We start from the raw sequence: 20,668 nt of genomic DNA, 5'->3' as shown, positions 1-20,668 counted from the left end.
GAACAACGCCAGAAAAGCCCCCGCGGGAACGAATCCCACGGGGGCTTTTCGCATGCCCATCCGGCGACCAAACCCAGCGTTCACTCGTCGGGGTCGCAGCAGCAGTGGTCCAATGTCTCGCGCAGCCGGCGCATCAGGCATTCGGGCGCGACGTCCGGGCGCAGATAGGCGCGCAGGGACATGATGATCGCGCGCTCGCGCTCGTCGCAGCAGGTGTTCGGGTCGAAGCACGCGTCGTCCGACACGGCCGGCGTGACCGACGCGACCGGTTCCCCCGGATCTCCCGCACCGGCGAGCGCGTCGGGGCTGATGCCGGAAACGGACGACGGCCCACCCGTCGTGACGGTCGCGGACGCGGTGACGGCTGCGGTCGGCACGACGGAAGCCACGGACGGAACCGGCACGGATTCGGCGACGTGCACGTCGGTGCGCACGATCGTGCCGTCGGCGGTCCGCCGTGTCACCGCGATATGGCTGTGACGCTCGATGTGCTCGCTCATGACCGCTCCTTCCGAGCCTGCTTCTTCCCGGTTCCATTATCGCCGTCGCGATCGCGATTCGCGGACAGTGAACCATGCCCGGAACCGGACGGTCCGTGCGCCGTGCCAGCCGTGTCGGCCGGTGCGGAAGCCTTCACGGTCCCGCCCGTCGCACCGTATCCGCGTTCGCGCGCATATGCGGCCAGCTCGCGCTTGAGCTGCGTGCGGGCGCGGTTGAGCCGGCTCATGACGGTGCCGATCTTCACGCCCTGCTCGTCGGCGACCTGCTGGTAGGTCTTGCCGTCGATCGCCGTGTCGATGAACACCTGACGACGTTCCGGGGACAGGTGCGAGAGCGCCTTCATGATCTCCTCGGGCGCGAACGTGTCGAGATACTCCTGCTCGGCGGATTTGAGTCCCTCCGACGAGTGTTCGGACGCGGAGTAGATGTCCCAGTCGTCGTATTCGCCGGTCGAGTCGTTGGCGCGCTGCGGGCGGCGTTTGGCCTTCGCGTACTGGTTGAAGTAGGCGTTGCGTTCGATGGTGGTCATCCACGCCTCGAAGTTGGAGCCGGGGTCGAACGAGTCGAACGCCTTGAAGCCGCGTTCGAACGTGTCCTGCACGAGATCCTGCGCATCGTCGGTGTTGTTGGTGAGCTTCATGGCCTGCCGGTACAGGGCGTCGACCGCGGGCATGGCGAGACGCTCGAAGCGCGCACGCTTCTGGGCCGTCGTCTCCGGCGTCTTCTTCGCCGCGTCTTCCGCCACGCCACCTGCCACGTTCTCCGTCACGTCACCGTCCGCGGTGGTTTGCCGCTCGTGCAAGGGCCCCGCCGCACGCTCCTCAACCGTCTCGTCCATCACGGTTCACCATTGTAGCGGCGCGTCCGTTCCCGCCCCGGGACGCCACGCCCCGGCCCGCACGACCGTCGCCGCCACCGAACATGCACATGTGCGACGGTAGAATGGCTAGTCGGTAACGACAAAGGGAGAATCACATGGCTTTGACGCTGCGATCTGCCGCACGGCTGCTCGAGGAACATCATCTGCTGCGCGAGGTCATCGCCGGCGATCTGTGGACGCTTGACACGACGCAGGTGAGCGGCGGCGACCGTCCGTTCGCGGACGTCACGTACGACACACGTCAGGTGGCGGATGGCACGCTGCTGTTCTGCAAGGGCAATTTCAAACCGTCGTATCTGCACGGCGTCGACGAGCGCGGACTGGCGGCCTATGTGGCCGAAACCGATTTCTCGTCCGCGACGCACGCACCCGGCCTGATCGTGGACGACGTGCGCAAGGCGATGAGCCTGCTGTCCGCCGCGTTCTTCGGCCGCCCGCAGGACGAGCTGACCGTGATCGGCATCACCGGCACGAAGGGCAAGACGACCACCGCGTACTTCACGCAGGCCGTGCTCAACGCGTATTCCGGCGGCCGCTGCGCCCTGTTCTCCTCCGTCGACAACTGCCTTGACGGTCACACGTACGCCGAATCGGCGCTGACCACGCCGGAGAGCCTCGACGCGTTCCGCATGATGCGCGAGGCGTTGGATAACGGCATGAAGTACCTCGTCATGGAGGTCTCCTCGCAGGCGTACAAGGTGGATCGCGTCTACGGCCTGACGTTCGACGTGGCCGCGTTCCTCAACATCTCCCCCGACCACATCAGCCCGATCGAGCATCCCACGTTCGAGGACTATCTGCACTGCAAGCGGCAGATCTCCTACAACTGCCGCGCGCTGGTGCTCGGCGAGGACTGCGACCATGCGGATCTGATCCGTCAGGACGCGGCGAGGGCCGGCGTGCCGGTCTCCACGTTCGCGCTGCGCGACGACCGCGTTTCCGGCTCGTCGTTCGATTTCGCCGCCGTGCCCGATCCGTCCGACCCGACGAAGTACGTGTTTCTCGATCACGGGACGCAGGTCGGCGATTTCGCGCTCGAGCTCGAGGGCGGGTTCAACGCGGCGAACGCGGCCACGGCGATCGCGCTGGCGCGGCTGGCCGGAGTGCCGTCCGGCTCCCCGGCGTTCGCCGCGATCGAGCACGTGCGCATCTCCGGACGCATGGAGCGTTTCGCCGATCCGGACGGCAACGTCGTCGCCTACGTCGACTACGCACACAACTATGTGAGCACCAGGACGCTGGTCGATTTCGTGCTGCGCAAGTACGCCGATCGCGATCCGAAACTCGTGCTGGTCACCGGTTCGGTCGGAGACAAGGCCGTGGACCGCCGTCAGGGCATCATCGACGGCGCGCAGGACCACGTCGACCGGATCATCCTCACCTCGGAGGACACGGTCCGAGAGCCGATGATCGACATCCTCGACGAGATGCGCGGCTACATCACCAACCCGCATGTCGGCTGCGACATCATTCTCGACCGCGTCAAGGCCATCGAAACCGCCGTCGCCGAGGCCCGGGCCGACGCGAAGGCAGGCCGGTTCACCGTGCTGCTGGTCATCGGCAAGGGCGAGGAGCGGTGGATCAAGGTCAACGGCAAGCATGCGCCGTACGAAGGCGACGGCCATGTCATCCGCCGCCTGTTCGCCATCGGACAGCACTGATCCGACCGGACCGCCGCGACGCGGTTCGCAAGCCCGTACTACACTCGTCACCAGTCAATCGCAAGGAGCAACATGATCACGCTGGAAGCCGTCACCCCCGCCGTTCTCGAATCGACCGCCGCCGAACTGGGCGTGAACCTGCCGATCGAGCAGACCGCCGTCTGGGCCGCCTATCAGGCCGACATCGATGGCCGCACGCCGTGGGGCGCGTACCTGGTCAAGCGTGACGGCGAGACGGTCGCGTTCATTTCGCTGATCGACTTCGAAACGCACGGATACCACTATCTGCGTTCGGTGCATGGCCCGACGTGGGTCGCCAAGCCGAGCGAGGCCGAGGAACGCGAAACCGTCGACGCCCTGGCCAAGGCGGTGCACGCCAAGGACGGCAAGGTCGCGTTCCTGCGCATCGACCTGTGGTATGCGGCGGGTACGGTGCCGGTGCTGTCCACGGTGCCGTACGACCAGACCGTGGTGATCGACGTGACCGGCGGCGACGACGCGATCCTGACGCGCATGAAGCGCCGCGGACGCCGCGACGTGCGCAAGGCGCTGCGCGAGTGCCCGGCCGAATGCGCGGACGAGACCGCGCAGGCGATGGCCGATTTCAGCGAATACTACGACGTGATGGTCGAGACCGGCAAGCGCGACGGATTCGTCCCGGCGCCGATGAGCGACTATTCGGACATGATCGGCGCGCTCGGCGCGGATCATTGCCGTGTGTTCGCCGCGCGCATCGACGGCCGCGTGGTCGCATGGTCGATCGTGACGGTGAACGGCACGCACGCCGTGCGTTATTACGCGGGCATGCGCAGCGAGGTGATGCGGCTGCACGTGACCGACAAGCTGCTGTATCAGGAGTGCTGCATCCTCGGTTCCCAGGGCATCACCGCGTACGATCTGATGGGCATCGGCTCCGATTTCGCGCCGTCGCTGATGGGTCTCAACGAGTTCAAGACCAAGTTCACCGAGGAGGTCACGCCGGTGGCGCCGGGCCGCGACGTGCCGATCAAGAAGGCGTTCTACGCGACGCTGAGCGCCGTGCAGAAGGTGCGCAAGTCGCTGCGCAAGTAGGCGACGGCAGAGGCCCTCCCCGACGGAAGCCGGAGAGGGCCTCTGCGTCAGTCCGCGTCCTGCGTTTCGCGTTCGAGCCTCTGCGAGACGACGGCCGTCACGCCGTCGGCGCGCATGGTCACGCCGTACAGCGCATCGGCGATCGACATGGTGCGCTGCTGGTGCGTGATGACGATGAGCTGGGCGTGCGCGCGCAGCTCATCGAGCGCATTGAGCAGACGGGTCAGGTTCACGTCGTCAAGCGCCGCCTCGACCTCGTCCATCACGTAGAACGGGCTGGGCCGCGCGGTGAAGATCGCGAACAGCAGCGCGAGCGCCGTGAGCGACCGTTCGCCGCCGGACAGGAGGCTCAGCTGCTTGACGCGCTTGCCGGCCGGGCTCGCCTCGACGATCACGCCGGTGGAGAGCATGTCCGAGGGGTTTTCGAGCCGCAAACGGCCGGTACCGCCCGGGAACAGCGTGGCGAACACCTGCTCGAACGCGGCGGCCGTGTCCTCGAACGCGCTGCGGAACACGTCGACCATCGTCCCGTCGAGGTCGCGGATGAGCTGCATGAGATCGTCGCGCGACTTGGCGACGTCGTCGCGCTGCCCTTTGAGATAACGGTTACGCGCCTCAAGAGCCTCGTATTCCTCGGTGGCCAGCGGATTGACCTTGCCCAGGGCGGCCAGATCGCGTTTCGCCTTCTCGAGCCGTGCGACCTGCTCGTCGCGCACGTAGGGCACGGTTCGGAACCCGGAAGGCTCGCCTGCGTCATCCGTGCGCGCGGCCGTATGCTCAGCAGTCGGGTCCCCGGCCCGCTCCCCCTCCGGCACAGGGCGTCCGGCGTCGTCGAGCACCGGCACGGGCACGTCGGGACCGTAGTCGCGGATCAGCTCGTCGAGGCCGCTGCCCAGCTCGTCGGCCACGCGCCGTTCGATCTGCTCGCATTCGGCGGCGTACCGTTCCCGGTTCACGTCGAGCACATGCTCGCGCGCGGTCAGGTCGGTGACCTTCGGCTCGAGCTCGTCGCGCGTGGCGCGCAGCGATTTCAGCTCCTCGTCATGGCTGGCGGCGGCCGCCTGCAGCTTGTCGCGGCGCCCGGCCGCGTCATCGGCGGCCCGACCGGCCAGATCGGCCACGGCGAGCGCGTCGGCGGCCACGCGGCCGGCGTGTGCGGCCTGCGCGCTTCGGCGTTCGTTCTCCTGCGCGATGCGCTCGCGTCGGGCTGCGGTCTGCTTGGCCTGGTCGTGAAGCAGTCCGGCCTGTCGTTCGAACGATTCGGCCTTGCGCTGCGCCTCGGTCCATGCGATCTTGGCCGCGACCTCGTGTTCGCGCGTCACGTCGAGCGAGGCTTCGAGTTCGTGTTCGCGCGCGTCGAGCTCATCGGAGTCGGCGGTGCCGTCCGCGGATGATTGCGCCGCGACGAGCGCGCGGTTCAGGTCGTCGACTTTGATCCGATGCGTTTCGCCGTCGTCCTTGGCCGCGGCGAGACGGTTGTCGAGCTCGCACAGCTGGCGTTCGAGTCCGGCCGCACGTCCTGCGGCGGCCTGCAGTGATTCGGCGGCCTGCCGTGCTTTGACGCGATGTTCGGTGCATGCGGCGGATGCCTGTTCGACGGCGAGCCGCAACCTGTCCCGCTCGGTCTGCGCCCGTTCGACGTCGGCGCCGAGGACTTCGGCCTGTTCGCTCAGTTCGCGTACCTGCTGGAGCGCCTTGTCGCGCCGTGCGGCCAGCGACAGGTCGCTTTGCGACAGGGACGAGCCGCCCACCGCGCCCACCGCGTTGACGATTTCGCCGGCCTTGGTGACGGCCTGCGCGAAGCGCGGCTCCTCCCCCGCGTTCAGGCTGTTCGGGTCGCCGGCCGCGTCCGGATCGTGGGTGACGGCCGCGATCGCCTCGTCGAGCGTGTCGACGGCGGCCACGTCGGCGAGCAGGACTCGCACGGCGCGCGCCACGCCGGCCGCCTGTTCGGCGTCCTGCGCGTCGGGGTTCGCGGCGATCAGGTGTGAGGCGCACATGCGCTCCCGCTCGTCGTCGGTCGCGGCGGCCGTTTCGTCCGGCGTCGGTCCGCCGTCGACCGGCGTGAGCACGACGGCCTTGCCGAGACGGTCCTCGCGGGCGCGGTCGAGCGCGTGCGCGAGATTGCCTCGCGAGGGCACGACGATCGCACCGGCGAACACGTCGAGTGCGCGCGCCACGGCGTCCTCCCAGCCGTCGGCCACGCGGATGAAGTCAGTGAGACGGCCCATCGCGTCAACGTCGGCGTCGCGTTCGAGCGCACCGGACGCGTTGCGGTTGTCGAGCGTGTCGGCGAGCGCCTCGGCCTTGGCCTTGAGCGAGATGATGCGCCCGTTGACGTCGCGTTGGCGTTCCTGGACGGCGTTGAGCGTCTCCTGCGCCGTGGCGAGCCGCCGCCGGGCCTCGTCGAGTGCGGCGGTGCCGTCGTCGGCCGCGGCGGCGTCGGCGGCGTGCTCCAACGCGTCGCGCTGCGCGGCGGCCTCCTTGAGCTGCCGGTCGAGCGAGGCCCGCTGTTCGGTGAAGTCGCGGGTGCGGCTGGCTGCCAGCTGCACGGCGGATTCCTCTCGTGCGATCATTTCGCGCAGTCTGGCGATGTTCGCGTCGCGCTGCTGCGTGGTGCGTCGCAGTTCGCCGATCGTCTGCCGGAGCGAGGCGAGCCGGCGTTCGTCGTCGGCGCGACGTTCCGTGGCCTGGTCAAGCGAGGCCCGGGCGTTGCGTTCAAGCTCGCGCTGCCGCATGGTCTGGTCGTCCATCTCCTGCGCGCGGTGTTCGAGCAGGCCCGGATCGTCGCCGAAATCGTTGGTCACCTGTGCCAGCAGCGATCGTTCGCGTTCCGCGGCGATGGAGGCGAGCGAGCGCAGCCGTTCGCGTGCTTCGGACAGTTCCTGCCACTGCCGGCTGGCTTGGGCGATGGCCGGGGACGCCTGTGCGCTGGCCGTTTCGACCTGTTCGATGCGCACCTTGGCATGGGCGAGGTCGCGGCGCAGGCCGTTGAGTTCGCCGCGTACGGCCGCAAGCTCGCTCCGGGCGGCGTCGCGGTTCGTCATCGCGCGTGTTGCGTCGTCGGCGTACAGTCGCGAGCGCGCGTCGCGCAGGGTCACCTGGATCGCGTCGGCGCGCCGGGAGACGCGCGCCTGGCGGCCGAGCGGGCCGAGCTGGCGGTGGATCTCCGCAAGCAGGTCGTCAAGCCGGGACAGGTTGGTTTCCGTATTGGCGAGTTTGCGCAGCGCGCGCTCCTTGCGTTTGCGGTGCTTGAGGATGCCGGCGGCCTCCTCGATGAACGCGCGGTGGCCGCTCGGATCGGCCCGCAGGATCTGGTCGAGACGGCCCTGGCCGACGATGACGTGCATCTGCTGGCCGAGGCCGGTGTCGCTCAGGAGCTCCTGGATGTCGAGCAGCCGGCACGGACTGCCGTTGATCGCGTATTCGGATCCGCCGTTGCGGAAGATCGTGCGTGAGATCGTGACTTCCGTATAGTCGATGTCGAGCGCGTGGTCGGTGTTGTCGATGGTCAGCGAGACCTGCGCGCGGCCGAGCGCGGGGCGCGACGACGTGCCGGCGAAGATCACGTCCTCCATGGAGGTGCCGCGCAGGTTGCGCGCGCCCTGTTCGCCCATCACCCAGGCGAGCGCGTCGACGATGTTCGATTTTCCCGAGCCGTTCGGCCCCACCACGGCGGTGATGCCCGGCTCGAAGCGCAGCGTGGTCGCCGAAGCGAACGATTTGAAGCCGCGCAGGGTCAGTTCCTTGAGATACATGCTTGTGCTGGTTGCTGCCTGTCTGAGATCTATTGTGGTCTGTCACGGTCTGCCGCGCGGCCGTTCCGGAGCCGGCTTGCGGCGCCTGCGCACGCGGCGGACGCCGCTATTCGGCGTCCTGGCCGTCGTCGTGCGCTTCGTCGTCCTCCGCGGCCTCGCGTGCGATCTTGTTCAGACCGAAATCGCCGAAGTCGTCGTTGTCGAAGTCCGGGTTCGCGTCCGTTTCGAAATCGCGGTCGGCGGCGTCCTGGTCGATCGCATCGGATTCGCCGGCCGTCGTCTTCGCGTCCCCGCCGAGGTTCGGTTCGACGCGCTCATGCTTCGGCTTGGCCAGATCCGGGTTCATACGCTCCTTGAGCAGGACGCGCGCGTCGCCGGCGGTCACGAAGCTGCCGCAGATGAGCACGCCGCGGCCGTAGCCGACGCCGGTCTCGTCCTCGGAGTCGACCATGTCGACGGCCTTCTGGATCGCGTCGGGCAGCGCGTCCTCGCGCGTGACGCGGTCGCGGCCGAACACGCGCACGGCGACCTTTTCAAGCTCCTCGGCGGGCATGACGCGCTCGCGCCACGAGTTTTCGGTGACGACCACCTTGTCGAGGATCGGCTCGAGCACGCCGAGATACTCCTCGACCTGCTTGTCGCCCATCATGGCGATCACGCCGACGAGCTGGTTGAAGTCGTAGCTTTCCTCGATGGCCGCGCGCAGCGCCTCGGCCGCGTTCACGTTGTGGCCGCCGTCGACGATGATGGTCGGCGAGGTGCGCACCTGTTCGATGCGGCCCGGCACCTTGACCCCGCTCAACGCCTCGCCGACCAGGTCGCCGTCGAGCACGCCGGAGACGGGCAGGACGACCTCGGCGGCGGCGAGCGCGGCGAGCGCGTTGTGCGCCTGATGTTCGCCGAACTTGGCGATCGGGACCTCCTCGTAGCGGCCGCGCGGGGTGACGAGCGTGGCGACCTGGCCGCCGACGGCGGGGGCGCGCGAGACGACCTCCATCTCGTAGCCGTCGCGCACGAGCGTGGCGTCGTTGCGGCGCGCGGCCTCCTCGAGGATGGGCATCACCTCGTCCTCGTGCGGCTGGGCGCCGATGACCGCGGTGCAGCCGGGCTTGATGATGCCGGCCTTCTGTTCGGCGATCTTCTCGACGGTGCCGCCGAGCCACTGCATGTGGTCCATGTCGACCGGGCCGATGATCGCCGCGTCGGCGTCGAGCACGTTGGTGGCGTCCTGCAGGCCGCCCATGCCGACCTCGACGATCGCCACGTCGACCGGCGCGTCGGCGAACTTCCAGATGGCCATGGCGGTGAGCACTTCGAAGAAGCTCATCTTCGGCTTGCCCTGCTCCTCCATCTTCGCGTCCACGAGCGCCACGAGGTCCCTGACCTGGTCCCACGTGTCGATGAAGTCGTCGTCGGACAGCTCCTGGCCGTCGATGGCGATGCGCTCGTTGATGCGTTCGAGATGCGGCGAGGTGTACAGGCCGGTGCGCATGCCGTACGCGCGGCAGATCGCCTCGGCCATGCGCGCGGTGGATCCCTTGCCGTTCGTGCCGGTGACGTGGATGACGCGGAACGACTCCTCGGGGTGGCCGAACAGGTCGAGGATCAGGTTCATCCGGTCGAGATCCAGATTCGTGACGTTGTGCTCCGGCGGACGGTTCATGATGTCGCGCTCCACCTCGCGCATGGTCTCGTTGTTGCGGTTCGGATGCTCGAATGACATGCTTGGCTTACCCTCGTTCTGCTTGGTCGTATCGGTCGGCGGACCGGGCGGTGTGTGATGTTGTGCGGCCGGTCCCGGCTCAAACCACTCCATTCTAGCGGCCCCATGGCCGTACGGCACGGCCGTGGTCCCGAGTGCGCCGAGGACGAACTAGGATGGGAGCGGTAACAATCGATCCTTTGCATCAAGGGAGTGCCGATGAGCGAAGTCATCACCGAAAAGGACAAGGAGTACGAGGCCGAGGAGAGCAAGTCCGCGCCCGGTCCGGACCAGCCGATGAGCGACCGTGTGAACAACCGTTCGCTGCGTCCGAACAGCGGCTCGTTCAAGGAGTTCATGACGACCGGCTGGGACAACCAGGAGCCGGCCGTCGAACCGCTCGAGTCCTCGAAGTTCACGCCGGCGCGCCTCGAGGCGCTCGGCAGGGCGTTCCCGGGCGAGCGCCTGGTAATCCCGGCGGGCCAGCCGAAGGTGCGCAACAACGACTGCGACTACATGTTCCGTCCGGACACGTCGTTCGCCTACTACACGGGTCTCGGCGAGGACTACGAGGCGGGCGCCGTGCTCGTGCTCAACCCGGTCGACCCGGATTCCGAGGAGGCCAAGGCCGGCAAGACGCATACGGCCGAACTGTTCGTGGCGCCGCGCGCCGACAATTCGACCGAGGACTACTACCGCGACCCGCATTACGGCGAGTACTGGGTGGGTCCGCGCGCCGGACTCAAGGAGCTGGCCGCGATGACCGGTCTGGAGACGCACGACATCGCGCAGCTTGCGGACGCGCTCGGCAAGGACGTCGGTTCGGAGGCGGGCGCCGTGCGCGTGCGCGTGATCGCCGACGCCGACCCGCAGGTCACGTCGATGGTCGAGTCGGTGCGTGAGGCGAACGGCTTCGCCGATCCGGACGCGAATTCCGCGGCCGACGACAAGCTGCACGAGTTCTCCGCCGAGGCCCGCATGATCAAGGACTCCTATGAGATCGGCGAGATGCGCAAGGCGATCGCCGCGACCAAGGACGGTTTCGACCGGATCCTGACGACGCTGCCGAAGGTCGTCGACCAGCCGCGTTCGGAGCGCATGCTGGAAGGCGCGTTCAATTCGAACGCACGCGAGGAGGGCAACGGCCTGGGCTACGACACGATCATCGCGTCGGGCGAGCATGCGCCGATCCTGCACTGGATGCGCAACACGGGCGTGGTGCGTCAGGGCGACATGCTGCTCATCGACGCGGGCGTCGAGGTCAACAGCCTGTACACGGCCGACATCACGCGTACGTTCCCGGTCGGCGGCAGGTTCACCGATCTGCAGAAGCGCCTGTACCAGGCGGTGCTCGACTCCCAGCAGGCCGGTTTCGAGGCGGCCAAGCCGGGCGCGACCTATTCCGACATCCATCACGCCTGCATGCGCGTGATCGCCGAGCGCCTGCACGAGTGGGGGATCCTCCCGGTCGGCGTGGAGGAGTCCCTCTCCCCCGAAGGCCAACAGCACCGCCGTTGGCTCGCCTGCGGCGTAGCCCATCACCTCGGCCTTGACGTGCACGACTGCGCGCAGGCCCGCTACGAGTCGTATCAGGGCGCGAAGATCACGCCGGGCATGATCTTCACCATCGAGCCGGGCCTGTACTTCGCGAAGAACGACCTGCTGCTGCCGCCGGAGATGCGCGGCATCGGCATCCGTATCGAGGACGACGTGCTCATGACCGAGCACGGCCCCGAATGGCTGTCCGCCGGCATTCCGAAGCAGATCGACGAGGTCGAGGCCTGGATGGCCGACCGTGCGGCCGCCGCTCCGGCGTACTGAGGGATGTGATCCGATGCCTACTCCGGACTTCGTACTCGAGCTGCGCAAGAAGATCGGCCATGATCTCTTATGGCTCATGGGAGTGACCGGCTGCGTGCTGGACGGCCAGGGCCGTATCCTGCTCGGCCGCCGCTCCGACACCGGCGAATGGGCGATGGTCTACGGCATCAACGAGCCGGGCGAGCAGCCGGCCGACACGGTGGTCCGCGAGATCAAGGAGGAGACCGGCGTGGACGCGGTCGTCACCGATCTGGTGGCGGTCGTCTCCTCCGACAAGGTCACCACGTACGCGAACGGCGACAACACGATGTACATGGACCATTCGTTCCTGTGCGCGCTGAAGCCGGGCGGCAACGCCGATCCGTTCGTGGGCGACGAGGAAAGCCTCAACGTCGGCTGGTTCGATCTCGACGAGCTCCCCCAGCCGCTCGCCAAGAGCACCGTCGAGCGTCTCGCGCTGTTCCGCCGCTACCTCGAGAACAAGCGGCGGGGCGACGCGCACGCCTTCTTCGTCACCGAAGGCGCACTGCACTGACCGACGTGCGGCGGCCGGCGCGATCCCGGCCGTCGCACGTATGCACATGGCTGTCACGCATATATGATGAGGGGGCTCCCCTTCCGGCAAGGAAAGGGAGCCCCCTCATCATATCGACGTATCGACCGGCGGTTCGGCCGGCACGACCTGGCGGAACTACCGCTCCGCCTCCAGCAGCTCGTGCAGGTGCGCGCGGTGAATCCGCTGCTCGCGCGGATCCGGCACCGGCAGTGAGGCCAGCAGCTTCTTCGTGTACGGGTTCTGCGGCCGCTGCATGATGTCGTCAGCCTCGCCGTGCTCGACGATGCGGCCCTTGTGCATCACCATGATCCGGTCGGCGAGCATGTCGACCACGGCCAGATCGTGCGTGATGAACAGGCAAGCGAACCCGATCTCGACCTGCAGCTTCTTGAACAGCTCCAGCACCTTGGCCTGCACCGACACGTCGAGCGCACTCGTCGGCTCGTCGGCGATGAGCAGGCTCGGCTTGAGCGCGAGCGCGCGGGCGAGCGAGGCGCGCTGGCGCTGGCCGCCGGACAGCTCGTGCGGGAAGCGCGTCATGTAGGCGCGCGGCAGCTGCACCATTTCGAGCAGGTCGCCCACGTAGTCCTTCGCGTCGGCCACGGACGAGTACTTGCGGTGCACGATGAGCGGCTCGGCCACGTTCTCCGCGATGGTCATCAGCGGGTTGAACGAGCTGCCCGGATCCTGGAACACGAAGCCGATGTCGGCCCGCTTGGGCTTGAAGTCGCGCTCCTTGAAGCCGTTCATCTCCACGCCGAGCACGTTGAGCGAGCCGCCGGAGATGCGCTGCAGACCGGCGATCGCGCGGCCCGTGGTGGACTTGCCGGAACCGGACTCGCCCACGAGGCCGAGCACTTCGGAACGGTGGATCGTGAAGTCCACGCCGTCGACGGCCACGAAGTCAGGCTGCATGAGATGGCCCGGATACGTGATGGTCAGGCCCTTCGCCTCGACGGCGACGGGCTGCTTGCGCCAGTCGACCGTGCGTTCGATCGGCGCGCCCTTGTCGTCGCGCACGACGAGCTTCTGACCGATGCGCGGCACGGCGGCGAGCAGGCGACGAGTGTACGGATCCTGCGGATGGTGGAAGATCTGCTCGACGTCGCCCTGCTCGACGACGTGTCCGCGGTACATGACCACGACCTGGTCGGCGATGTCGGCGATCACGCCCATGTTGTGCGTGATGATGAGCACCGACGCGTCGAATTCGTCGCGCGCCAGGCGCAGCAGGTCGAGGATCTCGGCCTGCACGGTCACGTCGAGCGCCGTGGTGGGCTCGTCGGCGAGGATGAGGCCGGGGTTGAGCACCAGCGCCATCGCGATGACGATGCGCTGCTTCTGGCCGCCGGAGAACTGGTGCGGATAGTAGTCGATGCGCGTCTCGGCGTCCGGGATGCCGACCTTTTTGAGGATGTCGATGGACTTGGCGCGCAGCTCCTTCTTGTCCTTCATGCCGTGGGCGCGCAGGCCCTCCTCGATCTGCCAGCCGATCGTGTAGACCGGGTTGAGCACCGAGTTGGGCTCCTGGAAGACCATGGCGGCCTCGGAGCCGCGCATGCGGCGCAGGTCCTCGCCGCTCAGGGAGAGCGCCTCGAACCGTTCGGAGCCGTTGCGGCTGGACAGCCAGATCGCGCCCGACGTGGTGGCGGTCTCCGGCAGCAGCTTGATGATCGAACGCGCGGTGACGGACTTGCCGGAACCGGATTCGCCGACCACGCCGACCACGGTCTTGCGAGGGATCGTGAAGCTGACCTTGTCGATGGCCTTGATGGAACCGGCGTCCGTCATGAACGAGACGCTCAGATCCTTGATTTCGGCGAGGTTCGCGGCCTCGTCCTGCATGGTGGTTGTCTGCTGGCTCATTGCTGCTCCTTGCCCTCGCCGGCCTTGCCTTCGCCGGTCCATTCGGAGGCGACGAACGACGGGTCCCGGTCGGTCACGGTGGCCGCCTCGTGCGTGGCGGCCAGCGGGTTCTTGGCCGCGTCGAGTTCGGCGACGACCTCGTTGCGCGCGGACGGCTTCTGGTTCGGGTCGACGGACGTGTCCTCGATCGATCCGATGACCTCGCCCGCGGACTTGCGGGCGCGCAGTCGCGGATCGGCCAGGTCGTTGAGGGATTCGCCGACCAGCGTGATGCCGAGCACGATGAGCACGATCGCCATGCCGGGGAAGACGGCCGTCCACCAGATGCCGGCGGTCACGTCGGCCACGGAGCGGTTGAGGTCGTAGCCCCATTCGGCCGCGGCGGTCGGTTCGATGCCGAAGCCGAGGAAGCCGAGTCCGGCGAGGGTGAGGATCGCCTCGGACGAGTTGAGCGTGAGGATGACCGGCAGCGTTCGGGTCGAGTTCTTGAGCAGGTGGCGGGTCATGATGCGCCACGTGGAGGCGCCCACCACCTTCGCGGACTCCACGTAGGCGGAGTTCTTGATGCGCACCACTTCGGCGCGGATCGTGCGGAAGTACTGCGGGATGTAGACCACGGTGATGGAGATGCCGGAGGCGAGGATGCCGCTCCACAGGCCGGACTGGCCGCCGGAGATCATGATGGCCATGAGGATGGCGAGCAGCAGCGAGGGGAACGAGTAGATGGCGTCGGCCACGACGACGAGCACGCGGTCGACCCAGCCGCCGAAGTAGCCGGAGACCAGGCCCAGCAGCACGCCGGCGAAGATGGAGAGCACGACGGCGATGATGATGGCGATGATCGCGGTGCGCGCGCCCCACACGGTGCGGCTGAACACGTCGTAGCCGCCGACGGTGGTGCCCCAGATGTGCTCGGCGCTCGGCGCGGACTGCGTCGGGAACGACCTGCCGGAGGCGTCCTTCATCTGCGCGTATCCGTACGGCGCGATGACTGGCGCGAACAGCGCCAGCAGGATGAACGCGGCGGTGATCACGAGGCCGGTGACGAGCATGCCCTTCTGCCAGCCGACGGCGATCTTGAGGTCGCGCACGACGGGCAGCTTCTCGTACCACGGGGTCGGCTTGTTGACCTTGAGGTCGCCGAGCCGCTGGTCGCCGGGCACGCCGACTTTGGTTGCGGTGCTTTCGGTCATGTCAGTACCTCACTCTCGGGTCGATCAGCGCGCTGATCACGTCGACGATGAAGTTCACCACGGCCACGATGATGGCGATGAGGATCACGATGCCCTGCACGGCCACGAAGTCGCGCGCCTTGAGGTAGTTGGACAGCATGAAGCCCAGGCCCTTCCATTCGAAGGTGGTTTCGGTGAGCACGGCGCCGGCGAGCATCAGCGCGATCTGCATGCCCATGACGGTGATGATCGGGATGAGCGCGGGGCGCCAGGCGTGCTTGTCGAGCAGGCGCTTTTCGGACACGCCGCGGGAGCGTGCGGCCTCCACATAGCCGGAGGTGTAGGTGGAGATCACGTTGGTGCGCACGAGGCGGATGAACACGCCGGCGGTGAGCAGGCCGAGCGCGAGCGCCGGCAGCACGGCGTGGCGCAGCACGTCGACGAGCACGGTCATGTCGCCCAGCTGCAGCGCGTCGATGATGTAGAAGCCGGTCGGCGAGACGAGGCGCTGGAACTGCATTTCGCTGGCGAGGTTCGAGCGGCCGGACGTCGGCAGCAGGTTGAGCCAGACGGCGAAGATGAGCTTGAGCACGAGGCCGAGGAAGAAGACCGGCGTGGCGTAGCACAGGATGGCGAACACGCGGATGCCGGCGTCGGCGGCGTGGTCGCGGTGCTTGGCGGCGAGACGGCCGAGTCCGATGCCGACGATGAGCGCGACGATCAGGCTGAGGAACGCGAGTTCGAACGTGGCCGCGCCGTAGCGTACGAGGATGGTGATGACCGGCTGGTTGTCGGTGAGCGTGGTGCCCAGGTCGCCGTGCAGCAGGCCTCCGAGATAGTCGAGGTACTGCACGATGAGCGGGCGGTCGTAGCCGGCCGCATGGATGCGCTTCTGCAGTTCGGCGGGGGTGAGTCGTCCGCCGAGCGCGGCGGAGATCGGATCGCCGGTGGCGCGCATCACGAAGAACACGATGGTGACGAGGATGAATACTGTGGGGATGATCAGCAGGAACCGCGTCAGCACGAATCGGAAGAACCCGCCGGACAGGCGGTTCTTCTTCGGTTTCTTCGCCGACGTGGTGGAGGCCGCTGTGGCGTTGTCTGACACGCGTTGCTCCTTGGTCGAGGGTGTGGTCGCAAGACGGGTTGGCTCCCCTTCGTGGCGAAGGGGAGCCAACATGAGCCTGAATGGTGGCTGGGGCGGGGCCTGTGGGCCCGTTGCCTTACTTGGTCACCGAGGCGTAGCGGAAGCGGAAGGAGGCGTCGAGCACGACGCCGCTGACGTCGGCGCCGGTGACGGCCACCTGCGCGCCCTGCAGCAGCGGCAGGGTGGACAGATCGTCGGTCTCGATCTGCTGGATCTGCTTGAGGATCTCCTCGCGGGCGGTGGCGTCCTTCTCACCGGCCTGCTTGACGATCAGGTCGTTGACCTCCTGGTTGGAGTAGCCGTTGTTGACGAAGTTGCCTTCGCGGAAGAACGGGGACAGGTAGTTGTCCGGGTCGGAGTAGTCCGGGAACCAGCCGAGCTGGTAGACCGGGTAGGAGCCGTCGGAATCGTCGGTGACGTTGCGCTCGGAGCTGTACTGGGTCCATTCGGTGGACTGCAGGTCGACCTTGAACAGGCCGTCCTCTTCGAGCTGGGTCTTGATGGCCGCGTACTCGTCGGCGGAGGAGGAGCCGTAGTGGTCGGGGTTGTACTGGAGCTTGAGGTCGACCGGCGTGCTGACGCCCGCGTCCTCGAGGACCTTCTTGGCCTTCTCGGCGCTGGGCTTGCCGTTGCCGTCGCCGTAGGCGGACTTGAGGGTGTCCTCGTGGCCGGCGAGGCCGTCCGGGATGAAGGAGTACATCGGCGTGTAGGTGCCCTTGTAGACCTTCTCGCTCAGCTCCTCGCGGTCGATGAGGTTGGCCACGGCCTGGCGCACCGCCTTGGCCTTGGCGGCGTCCGCGTCGGGCTGGGATTCGCCGTACGGCTGGATCTTGAAATTGAAGACCATGAAGCGCTCCTCGCCGCCCGGGCCCTTGACGACCTTGACCTTGGAGTCCTTGGACAGGTCCTCGATGTCGGTCGGGGTCAGGGAGCGGTAGGCCACGTCGATCTGGCCCTGCTGCACGGCGAGCTTGAGGTTGGAGGCGTCGGCGAAGTACTTGACCTGCACGGCGTCGTTCTTGGCCGGGGTCAGGCCCTCGTAGGAGTCGTTCTTCTCGTAGCCGGCGGTCTCGTTCATCTTGAACGAGGTGAGCTTGTACGGGCCGGCGAAGGCGTTGCCCTTGACGATGGTGTCGGCGTCGGTGAGCTTGTCGGCGTCGAAGACCTCCTCGTCGACGATCGGGCCCGCCGGGCTGGAGAGCACCTGCTTGAGGGTCACGTCGAACGGCACGGAGTCCTTGAACACGACGGTGGTGTCGTCGGGGGCCTCGACGGATTCGATGTTGGCCAGCAGCGAGCTCGGGCCGTTCTCGTCGTTGATGGTCTTGACGCGGTCGTAGGAGAACTTGACGTCGGAGGAGGTCAGGTCGTGGCCGTTGGCGAACTTGAGGCCGGACTTGAGCTTGACGGTGAACTCGGTGCCGTCGTCGTTCCAGGTGCCGTCGTCGGCGGCGATGTCCGGGCTGAGCTCGGAGGTGTTGTAGTCCTGCGCGTACAGGAACGGGAAGATCTGGATCTGCACGGCGTACGAGCCGTTGTCGTACGAGCCGGCCGGATCGACGCTGACGATCTTGTCGGTGGTGCCGACGGTGATGGCGTTGCCGCTTGCGGCGGTGGTGGAGCCGTCGTCCTTCACGCCGCCGCACGCGGCGAGGGACGCGACGGCCGCGACCGATGCGACGGCCGCGAGCAGTTTCTTGTTCTTCACTTCGAATCCTCTCTTCATGGCCGCCCCTTACCATTGGGGCGACTTGGATTGGAGCCGACTATGAAGCTCTCGTGTTAACTTTCGGTTTCCATTCCAGACATCGCTCGTTACTAAACCGCTTCTGCTCGACCTTAACAATGGCGGAATTGCAACCTTTTGAGGAATCCAAAAACACTTCCGCCAACATGCCCACATGCTGAGACGCCCTCATGAGACAACGGCCTCATACCACCCCTCCGCATTTGACACGCGTAAGTTTATTATCACGGACGTCCACGTGGTCCCGGTATCGCGATGCGCGCGAGGCCGAGACAAGCGAACGACCACTACGACGACGAATCCCCACACATCAGAATACGAAAAGCCGCATTATCCGATACGACGGGAGGGGCGCCCCGCGTGCGGGACGCCCCTCCCCTGTCGCCCTTACTGCAGCCACGCACGCGGCTGCATACGGACCTACTTCAGCTTGCGGCCGGCGCACCACACCTGTTCGACCGTCCAGGCGGCCGGGTCGGTGAGCAGCAGGTCGGCGGCGTAGCCGGGGGCGATCAGGCCCAGCGGCGCGCCGGTGATCGCGTTCGGCCGGTCGAGACCGAGCACGCGGGCCGGGGTGAGCGTCGCGGCCTCCACGGCGGCGGGCGCGTCGAAGCCGAGCTCCAGCACCGCACGCCGCACGGCGACCTCAAGCAGCAGCGTCGATCCGGCGATCGCACCGTTGGAGACGAGCCGGGCGTGGCCGTCGACCACGTTCACGTCGAGCGCGCCGAGCTTGTACGCGCCGTCCGGGCAGTCGGTGGCGGCCATCGCGTCGGTGACGAACGCGATGCGGTGCGGCGCCAGTCCGAAGCCCAGCCGGACCATCGGGTTCTGCACGTGGAAGCCGTCGTTGATGAGCTCGATCGTGACGCGCGGATCCTCGGCGGCGGCCGGGATCGGGCCGGGTTCGCGGTGATGCAGGCCGTTCATCGCGTTGAACATGTGCGTCATGATGCCGGCGCCCGCGTCGAAGCCTTGCTTGGCGGTCTCGTAGTCGGCGTCGCAGTGGCCGACCGCCGGCACGACGCCGGCCGCGGCGAACTGTTTGATCGCGCTGATGCCGTGCGGCAGTTCGGGCGCGATGGTGATCTGCCGGATGCAGCCGTCGGCGGATTCGAGCAGCTCGTCGACGAGTTCGGGCACCGGGTCCTTGAGGCATTCCGGGTCATGCGCGCCCTTGCGCGCGAGCGCGAGGAACGGGCCTTCCAGATGCGCGCCGAGGATGTCGGGACGCTCGTCCATCTTGGCCCGCACGTTGCCGAGGTTGCGGCGGATCACGCCGACCGGGTTGGTGATCAGCGAGAGCACCTGTCGGGTCGTGCCGTGCACGGCGTGGCCGGCCCGCGCGACGTCGATGCCGTCGGGGCCGTCGTCGAACGACTTCTCCCATGCGCCGTGCGCGTGGATGTCGACGTAACCCGGCGTGAGCACGCGTCCATCGGCGTCGATGATCGCGTTCTCGTCGGCCGGGTCGATGCCGACCGAGCGGCAGGCGGATTCGAACGATTCCTCGTCGGTGCCGGTGGCGACGATCACGCCCTGAGCGTCGGCGACGACCCAGTAGTGGTCCTGTACGCCACGCGCGTCGATTTTGCGCGCACGATGGATCGCGACGGGCGACGGTTTGCCGGTCAGCGCGGCCGTTACGCGGGCGACGGTCTGTTCTCGTGTTTCAGTCATGCGACTCCCTTTCCATGTAGGTCATAACTTTCCGCGTACGCGAAACGGGCTCCCCGCAAGGAGCCCGTCAACGCACGGATCGCATCAGGTATCAGATGCCCTGCCAGGCCGGCTTGTGCTCGAACGCGTAGCGGTAGTAGTCCTTGTGGCGCAGACGCGACGCGGCGTCCTCGTCGATGATGACGGTCGCGTGCGGGTGCAGCTGGAGCGCGCTGGCCGGGCAGAATGCGGACACGCCTCCCTCGATGGTCTCCTCGATGGCCTCGGCCTTGCCCGAACCGAACGCCAGCAGCACCAGATGGCGGGCCTTGAGCACCGTGCCGATGCCCTGCGTGATGCAGTGGGTGGGCACCTGGTTGATGTCGTCGTCGAAGAAGCGCGCGTTGTCGACGCGGGTCTGCTCGGCCAGGGTCTTCACGCGCGTGCCGGAGGCGAGGGAGGAGCCGGGCTCGTTGAAGCCGATGTGGCCGTCGGTGCCGATGCCGAGGATCTGCACGTCGATGCCGCCCGCGGCCTCGATCGCCGCATCATACGCCGGGCCGGCGGCGGCGATCTTGTCGCCGTCCTCCAGCGGGGCGCCCTCAAGCACGTCGCCGGGCACGTGGACCTTGGCCGGGTCGAGGCCGAGGGGCTCGACGACGGTGCGGTGGATGGTGGAGTGGTAGGACTCCGGGTGGGTCAGCGGCAGACCGAGGTATTCGTCGAGCGCGAAGCCGCGCACCTGGCTCACGTCGATGGACTCGTCCTTGACGATCTTGGCGAGCGCCTTGTAGGCGGCCAGCGGGCTGGAGCCGGTGGCGAGACCCAGCACCGCGTCGGGCTTGGCCTTGATGAGGTCCGCGACGCAGCGGCCGTAGATCGCGCCGGCTTCGTCCTCGTTCTTGACGATGATGACTTCCGTCATTGGAGCATCCTTTCCTTCCTGCGGTGCCGTCCGATCATGCACGGACGCGCCTGGGCATGCGACACCGGTACTTATTCCACTGTTTGCGTGGGGTTGCCGACCTGCAATGGCATCATCGACATCCTTAATTGTTAATGATACTTACATAATTGAAAATCCGCCATCTATCGGCGTTTGTCGGACTGTCGCAAAGGTCGGAGAG

At 67.2% G+C, this 20,668-nt stretch carries 14 protein-coding genes; 4 read left to right on the top strand and 10 right to left on the bottom strand.

All coding sequences use genetic code 11. The annotated features are described in order from the left end of the window. Positions 1-80 precede the first annotated feature (80 nt). Both JS533_RS00450 and JS533_RS00445 read right to left on the bottom strand, forming a co-directional pair. The gene (locus JS533_RS00450) at positions 81-500 is read right to left on the bottom strand and encodes a hypothetical protein (protein WP_274619117.1); all 420 of its coding nucleotides are present in this window, start codon (positions 498-500) and stop codon (positions 81-83) included. Next, positions 497-1,174 (bottom strand): sigma-70 family RNA polymerase sigma factor, encoded by a 678-nt coding sequence (locus tag JS533_RS00445; protein WP_241512645.1) that lies wholly within the window; start codon positions 1,172-1,174, stop codon positions 497-499. Before JS533_RS00445 ends, JS533_RS00450 begins: the two co-directional genes overlap by 4 nt. A 302-nt stretch (positions 1,175-1,476) precedes the next feature. Here JS533_RS00445 and JS533_RS00440 point away from each other — a divergent pair, with 302 nt between their 5' ends. Then, entirely contained in the window at positions 1,477-3,042 is a 1,566-nt protein-coding gene (locus JS533_RS00440) for a UDP-N-acetylmuramoyl-L-alanyl-D-glutamate--2,6-diaminopimelate ligase (RefSeq protein ID WP_241512601.1), read from the top strand. A 72-nt stretch (positions 3,043-3,114) separates the two neighbouring features. After that, positions 3,115-4,113, top strand: coding sequence for a lipid II:glycine glycyltransferase FemX (locus JS533_RS00435; RefSeq protein ID WP_241512600.1), 999 nt, complete (start codon positions 3,115-3,117; stop codon positions 4,111-4,113). A gap of 47 nt (positions 4,114-4,160) precedes the next feature. On the opposite strand, the gene smc is transcribed toward JS533_RS00435, so the two are convergent. Together smc and JS533_RS00425 are read right to left on the bottom strand one after the other, a co-directional pair. Further along, positions 4,161-7,871 (bottom strand): chromosome segregation protein SMC, encoded by a 3,711-nt coding sequence (gene smc, locus JS533_RS00430; RefSeq protein WP_241512599.1) that lies wholly within the window; start codon positions 7,869-7,871, stop codon positions 4,161-4,163. A 106-nt stretch (positions 7,872-7,977) separates the two neighbouring features. Beyond that, entirely contained in the window at positions 7,978-9,594 is a 1,617-nt protein-coding gene (locus JS533_RS00425) for a bifunctional folylpolyglutamate synthase/dihydrofolate synthase (protein WP_241512598.1), read from the bottom strand. A 198-nt stretch (positions 9,595-9,792) separates the two neighbouring features. Here JS533_RS00425 and JS533_RS00420 point away from each other — a divergent pair, with 198 nt between their 5' ends. Together JS533_RS00420 and JS533_RS00415 are read left to right on the top strand one after the other, a co-directional pair. Continuing rightward, on the top strand, positions 9,793-11,394 hold the full coding sequence (locus tag JS533_RS00420; RefSeq protein WP_241512597.1) for an aminopeptidase P family protein: 1,602 nt from the start codon (positions 9,793-9,795) through the stop codon (positions 11,392-11,394). Between the two features lie 13 nt (positions 11,395-11,407). Next, positions 11,408-11,929: an NUDIX hydrolase gene (locus JS533_RS00415; protein ID WP_241512596.1), complete on the top strand. Its 522-nt coding sequence runs from the start codon at positions 11,408-11,410 to the stop codon at positions 11,927-11,929. A 156-nt stretch (positions 11,930-12,085) separates the two neighbouring features. Here JS533_RS00415 and JS533_RS00410 read toward each other — a convergent pair whose 3' ends face one another. The 6 genes from JS533_RS00410 to nagB form a co-directional block, all read right to left on the bottom strand. Beyond that, a complete protein-coding gene (locus JS533_RS00410; protein ID WP_420838603.1) occupies positions 12,086-13,795 on the bottom strand; it encodes a dipeptide ABC transporter ATP-binding protein in 1,710 nt (569 codons plus the stop codon). A 17-nt stretch (positions 13,796-13,812) separates the two neighbouring features. After that, positions 13,813-15,009, bottom strand: coding sequence for an ABC transporter permease (locus tag JS533_RS00405; protein WP_241512594.1), 1,197 nt, complete (start codon positions 15,007-15,009; stop codon positions 13,813-13,815). A 1-nt stretch (position 15,010) separates the two neighbouring features. Then, entirely contained in the window at positions 15,011-16,096 is a 1,086-nt protein-coding gene (locus JS533_RS00400) for an ABC transporter permease (protein WP_241512593.1), read from the bottom strand. 115 nt (positions 16,097-16,211) lie between these two features. Beyond that, positions 16,212-17,843: an ABC transporter substrate-binding protein gene (locus JS533_RS00395; protein ID WP_241512644.1), complete on the bottom strand. Its 1,632-nt coding sequence runs from the start codon at positions 17,841-17,843 to the stop codon at positions 16,212-16,214. A gap of 459 nt (positions 17,844-18,302) precedes the next feature. Then, the gene (locus JS533_RS00390; protein ID WP_241512592.1) at positions 18,303-19,562 is read right to left on the bottom strand and encodes an N-acetylglucosamine-6-phosphate deacetylase; all 1,260 of its coding nucleotides are present in this window, start codon (positions 19,560-19,562) and stop codon (positions 18,303-18,305) included. 91 nt (positions 19,563-19,653) lie between these two features. After that, a complete protein-coding gene (nagB, locus tag JS533_RS00385) occupies positions 19,654-20,466 on the bottom strand; it encodes a glucosamine-6-phosphate deaminase (protein WP_241512591.1) in 813 nt (270 codons plus the stop codon). Between the last annotated feature and the right edge of the window lie 202 nt (positions 20,467-20,668).

This window comes from Bifidobacterium amazonense, from assembly GCF_018555435.2.
Classification (GTDB): domain Bacteria; phylum Actinomycetota; class Actinomycetes; order Actinomycetales; family Bifidobacteriaceae; genus Bifidobacterium; species Bifidobacterium amazonense.
Note: the sequence above shows the minus strand (reverse complement) of the source record. Positions and strands in the feature narration are given on the sequence as shown.

What these genes read in the sequence shown, in the direction of transcription:
- JS533_RS00390 (WP_241512592.1), bottom strand. Translation starts at nt 19,562, where the DNA reads ATGACTGAAACACGAGAACAGACCGTCGCCCGCGTAACGGCCGCGCTG.
- JS533_RS00415 (WP_241512596.1), top strand. Translation starts at nt 11,408, where the DNA reads ATGCCTACTCCGGACTTCGTACTCGAGCTGCGCAAGAAGATCGGCCAT.
- JS533_RS00420 (WP_241512597.1), top strand. Translation starts at nt 9,793, where the DNA reads ATGAGCGAAGTCATCACCGAAAAGGACAAGGAGTACGAGGCCGAGGAG.
- smc (WP_241512599.1), bottom strand. Translation starts at nt 7,871, where the DNA reads ATGTATCTCAAGGAACTGACCCTGCGCGGCTTCAAATCGTTCGCTTCG.
- JS533_RS00450 (WP_274619117.1), bottom strand. Translation starts at nt 500, where the DNA reads ATGAGCGAGCACATCGAGCGTCACAGCCATATCGCGGTGACACGGCGG.
- JS533_RS00440 (WP_241512601.1), top strand. Translation starts at nt 1,477, where the DNA reads ATGGCTTTGACGCTGCGATCTGCCGCACGGCTGCTCGAGGAACATCAT.
- JS533_RS00410 (WP_420838603.1), bottom strand. Translation starts at nt 13,795, where the DNA reads ATGCAGGACGAGGCCGCGAACCTCGCCGAAATCAAGGATCTGAGCGTC.
- JS533_RS00435 (WP_241512600.1), top strand. Translation starts at nt 3,115, where the DNA reads ATGATCACGCTGGAAGCCGTCACCCCCGCCGTTCTCGAATCGACCGCC.
- JS533_RS00445 (WP_241512645.1), bottom strand. Translation starts at nt 1,174, where the DNA reads ATGCCCGCGGTCGACGCCCTGTACCGGCAGGCCATGAAGCTCACCAAC.
- JS533_RS00425 (WP_241512598.1), bottom strand. Translation starts at nt 9,594, where the DNA reads ATGTCATTCGAGCATCCGAACCGCAACAACGAGACCATGCGCGAGGTG.
- JS533_RS00405 (WP_241512594.1), bottom strand. Translation starts at nt 15,009, where the DNA reads ATGACCGAAAGCACCGCAACCAAAGTCGGCGTGCCCGGCGACCAGCGG.
- nagB (WP_241512591.1), bottom strand. Translation starts at nt 20,466, where the DNA reads ATGACGGAAGTCATCATCGTCAAGAACGAGGACGAAGCCGGCGCGATC.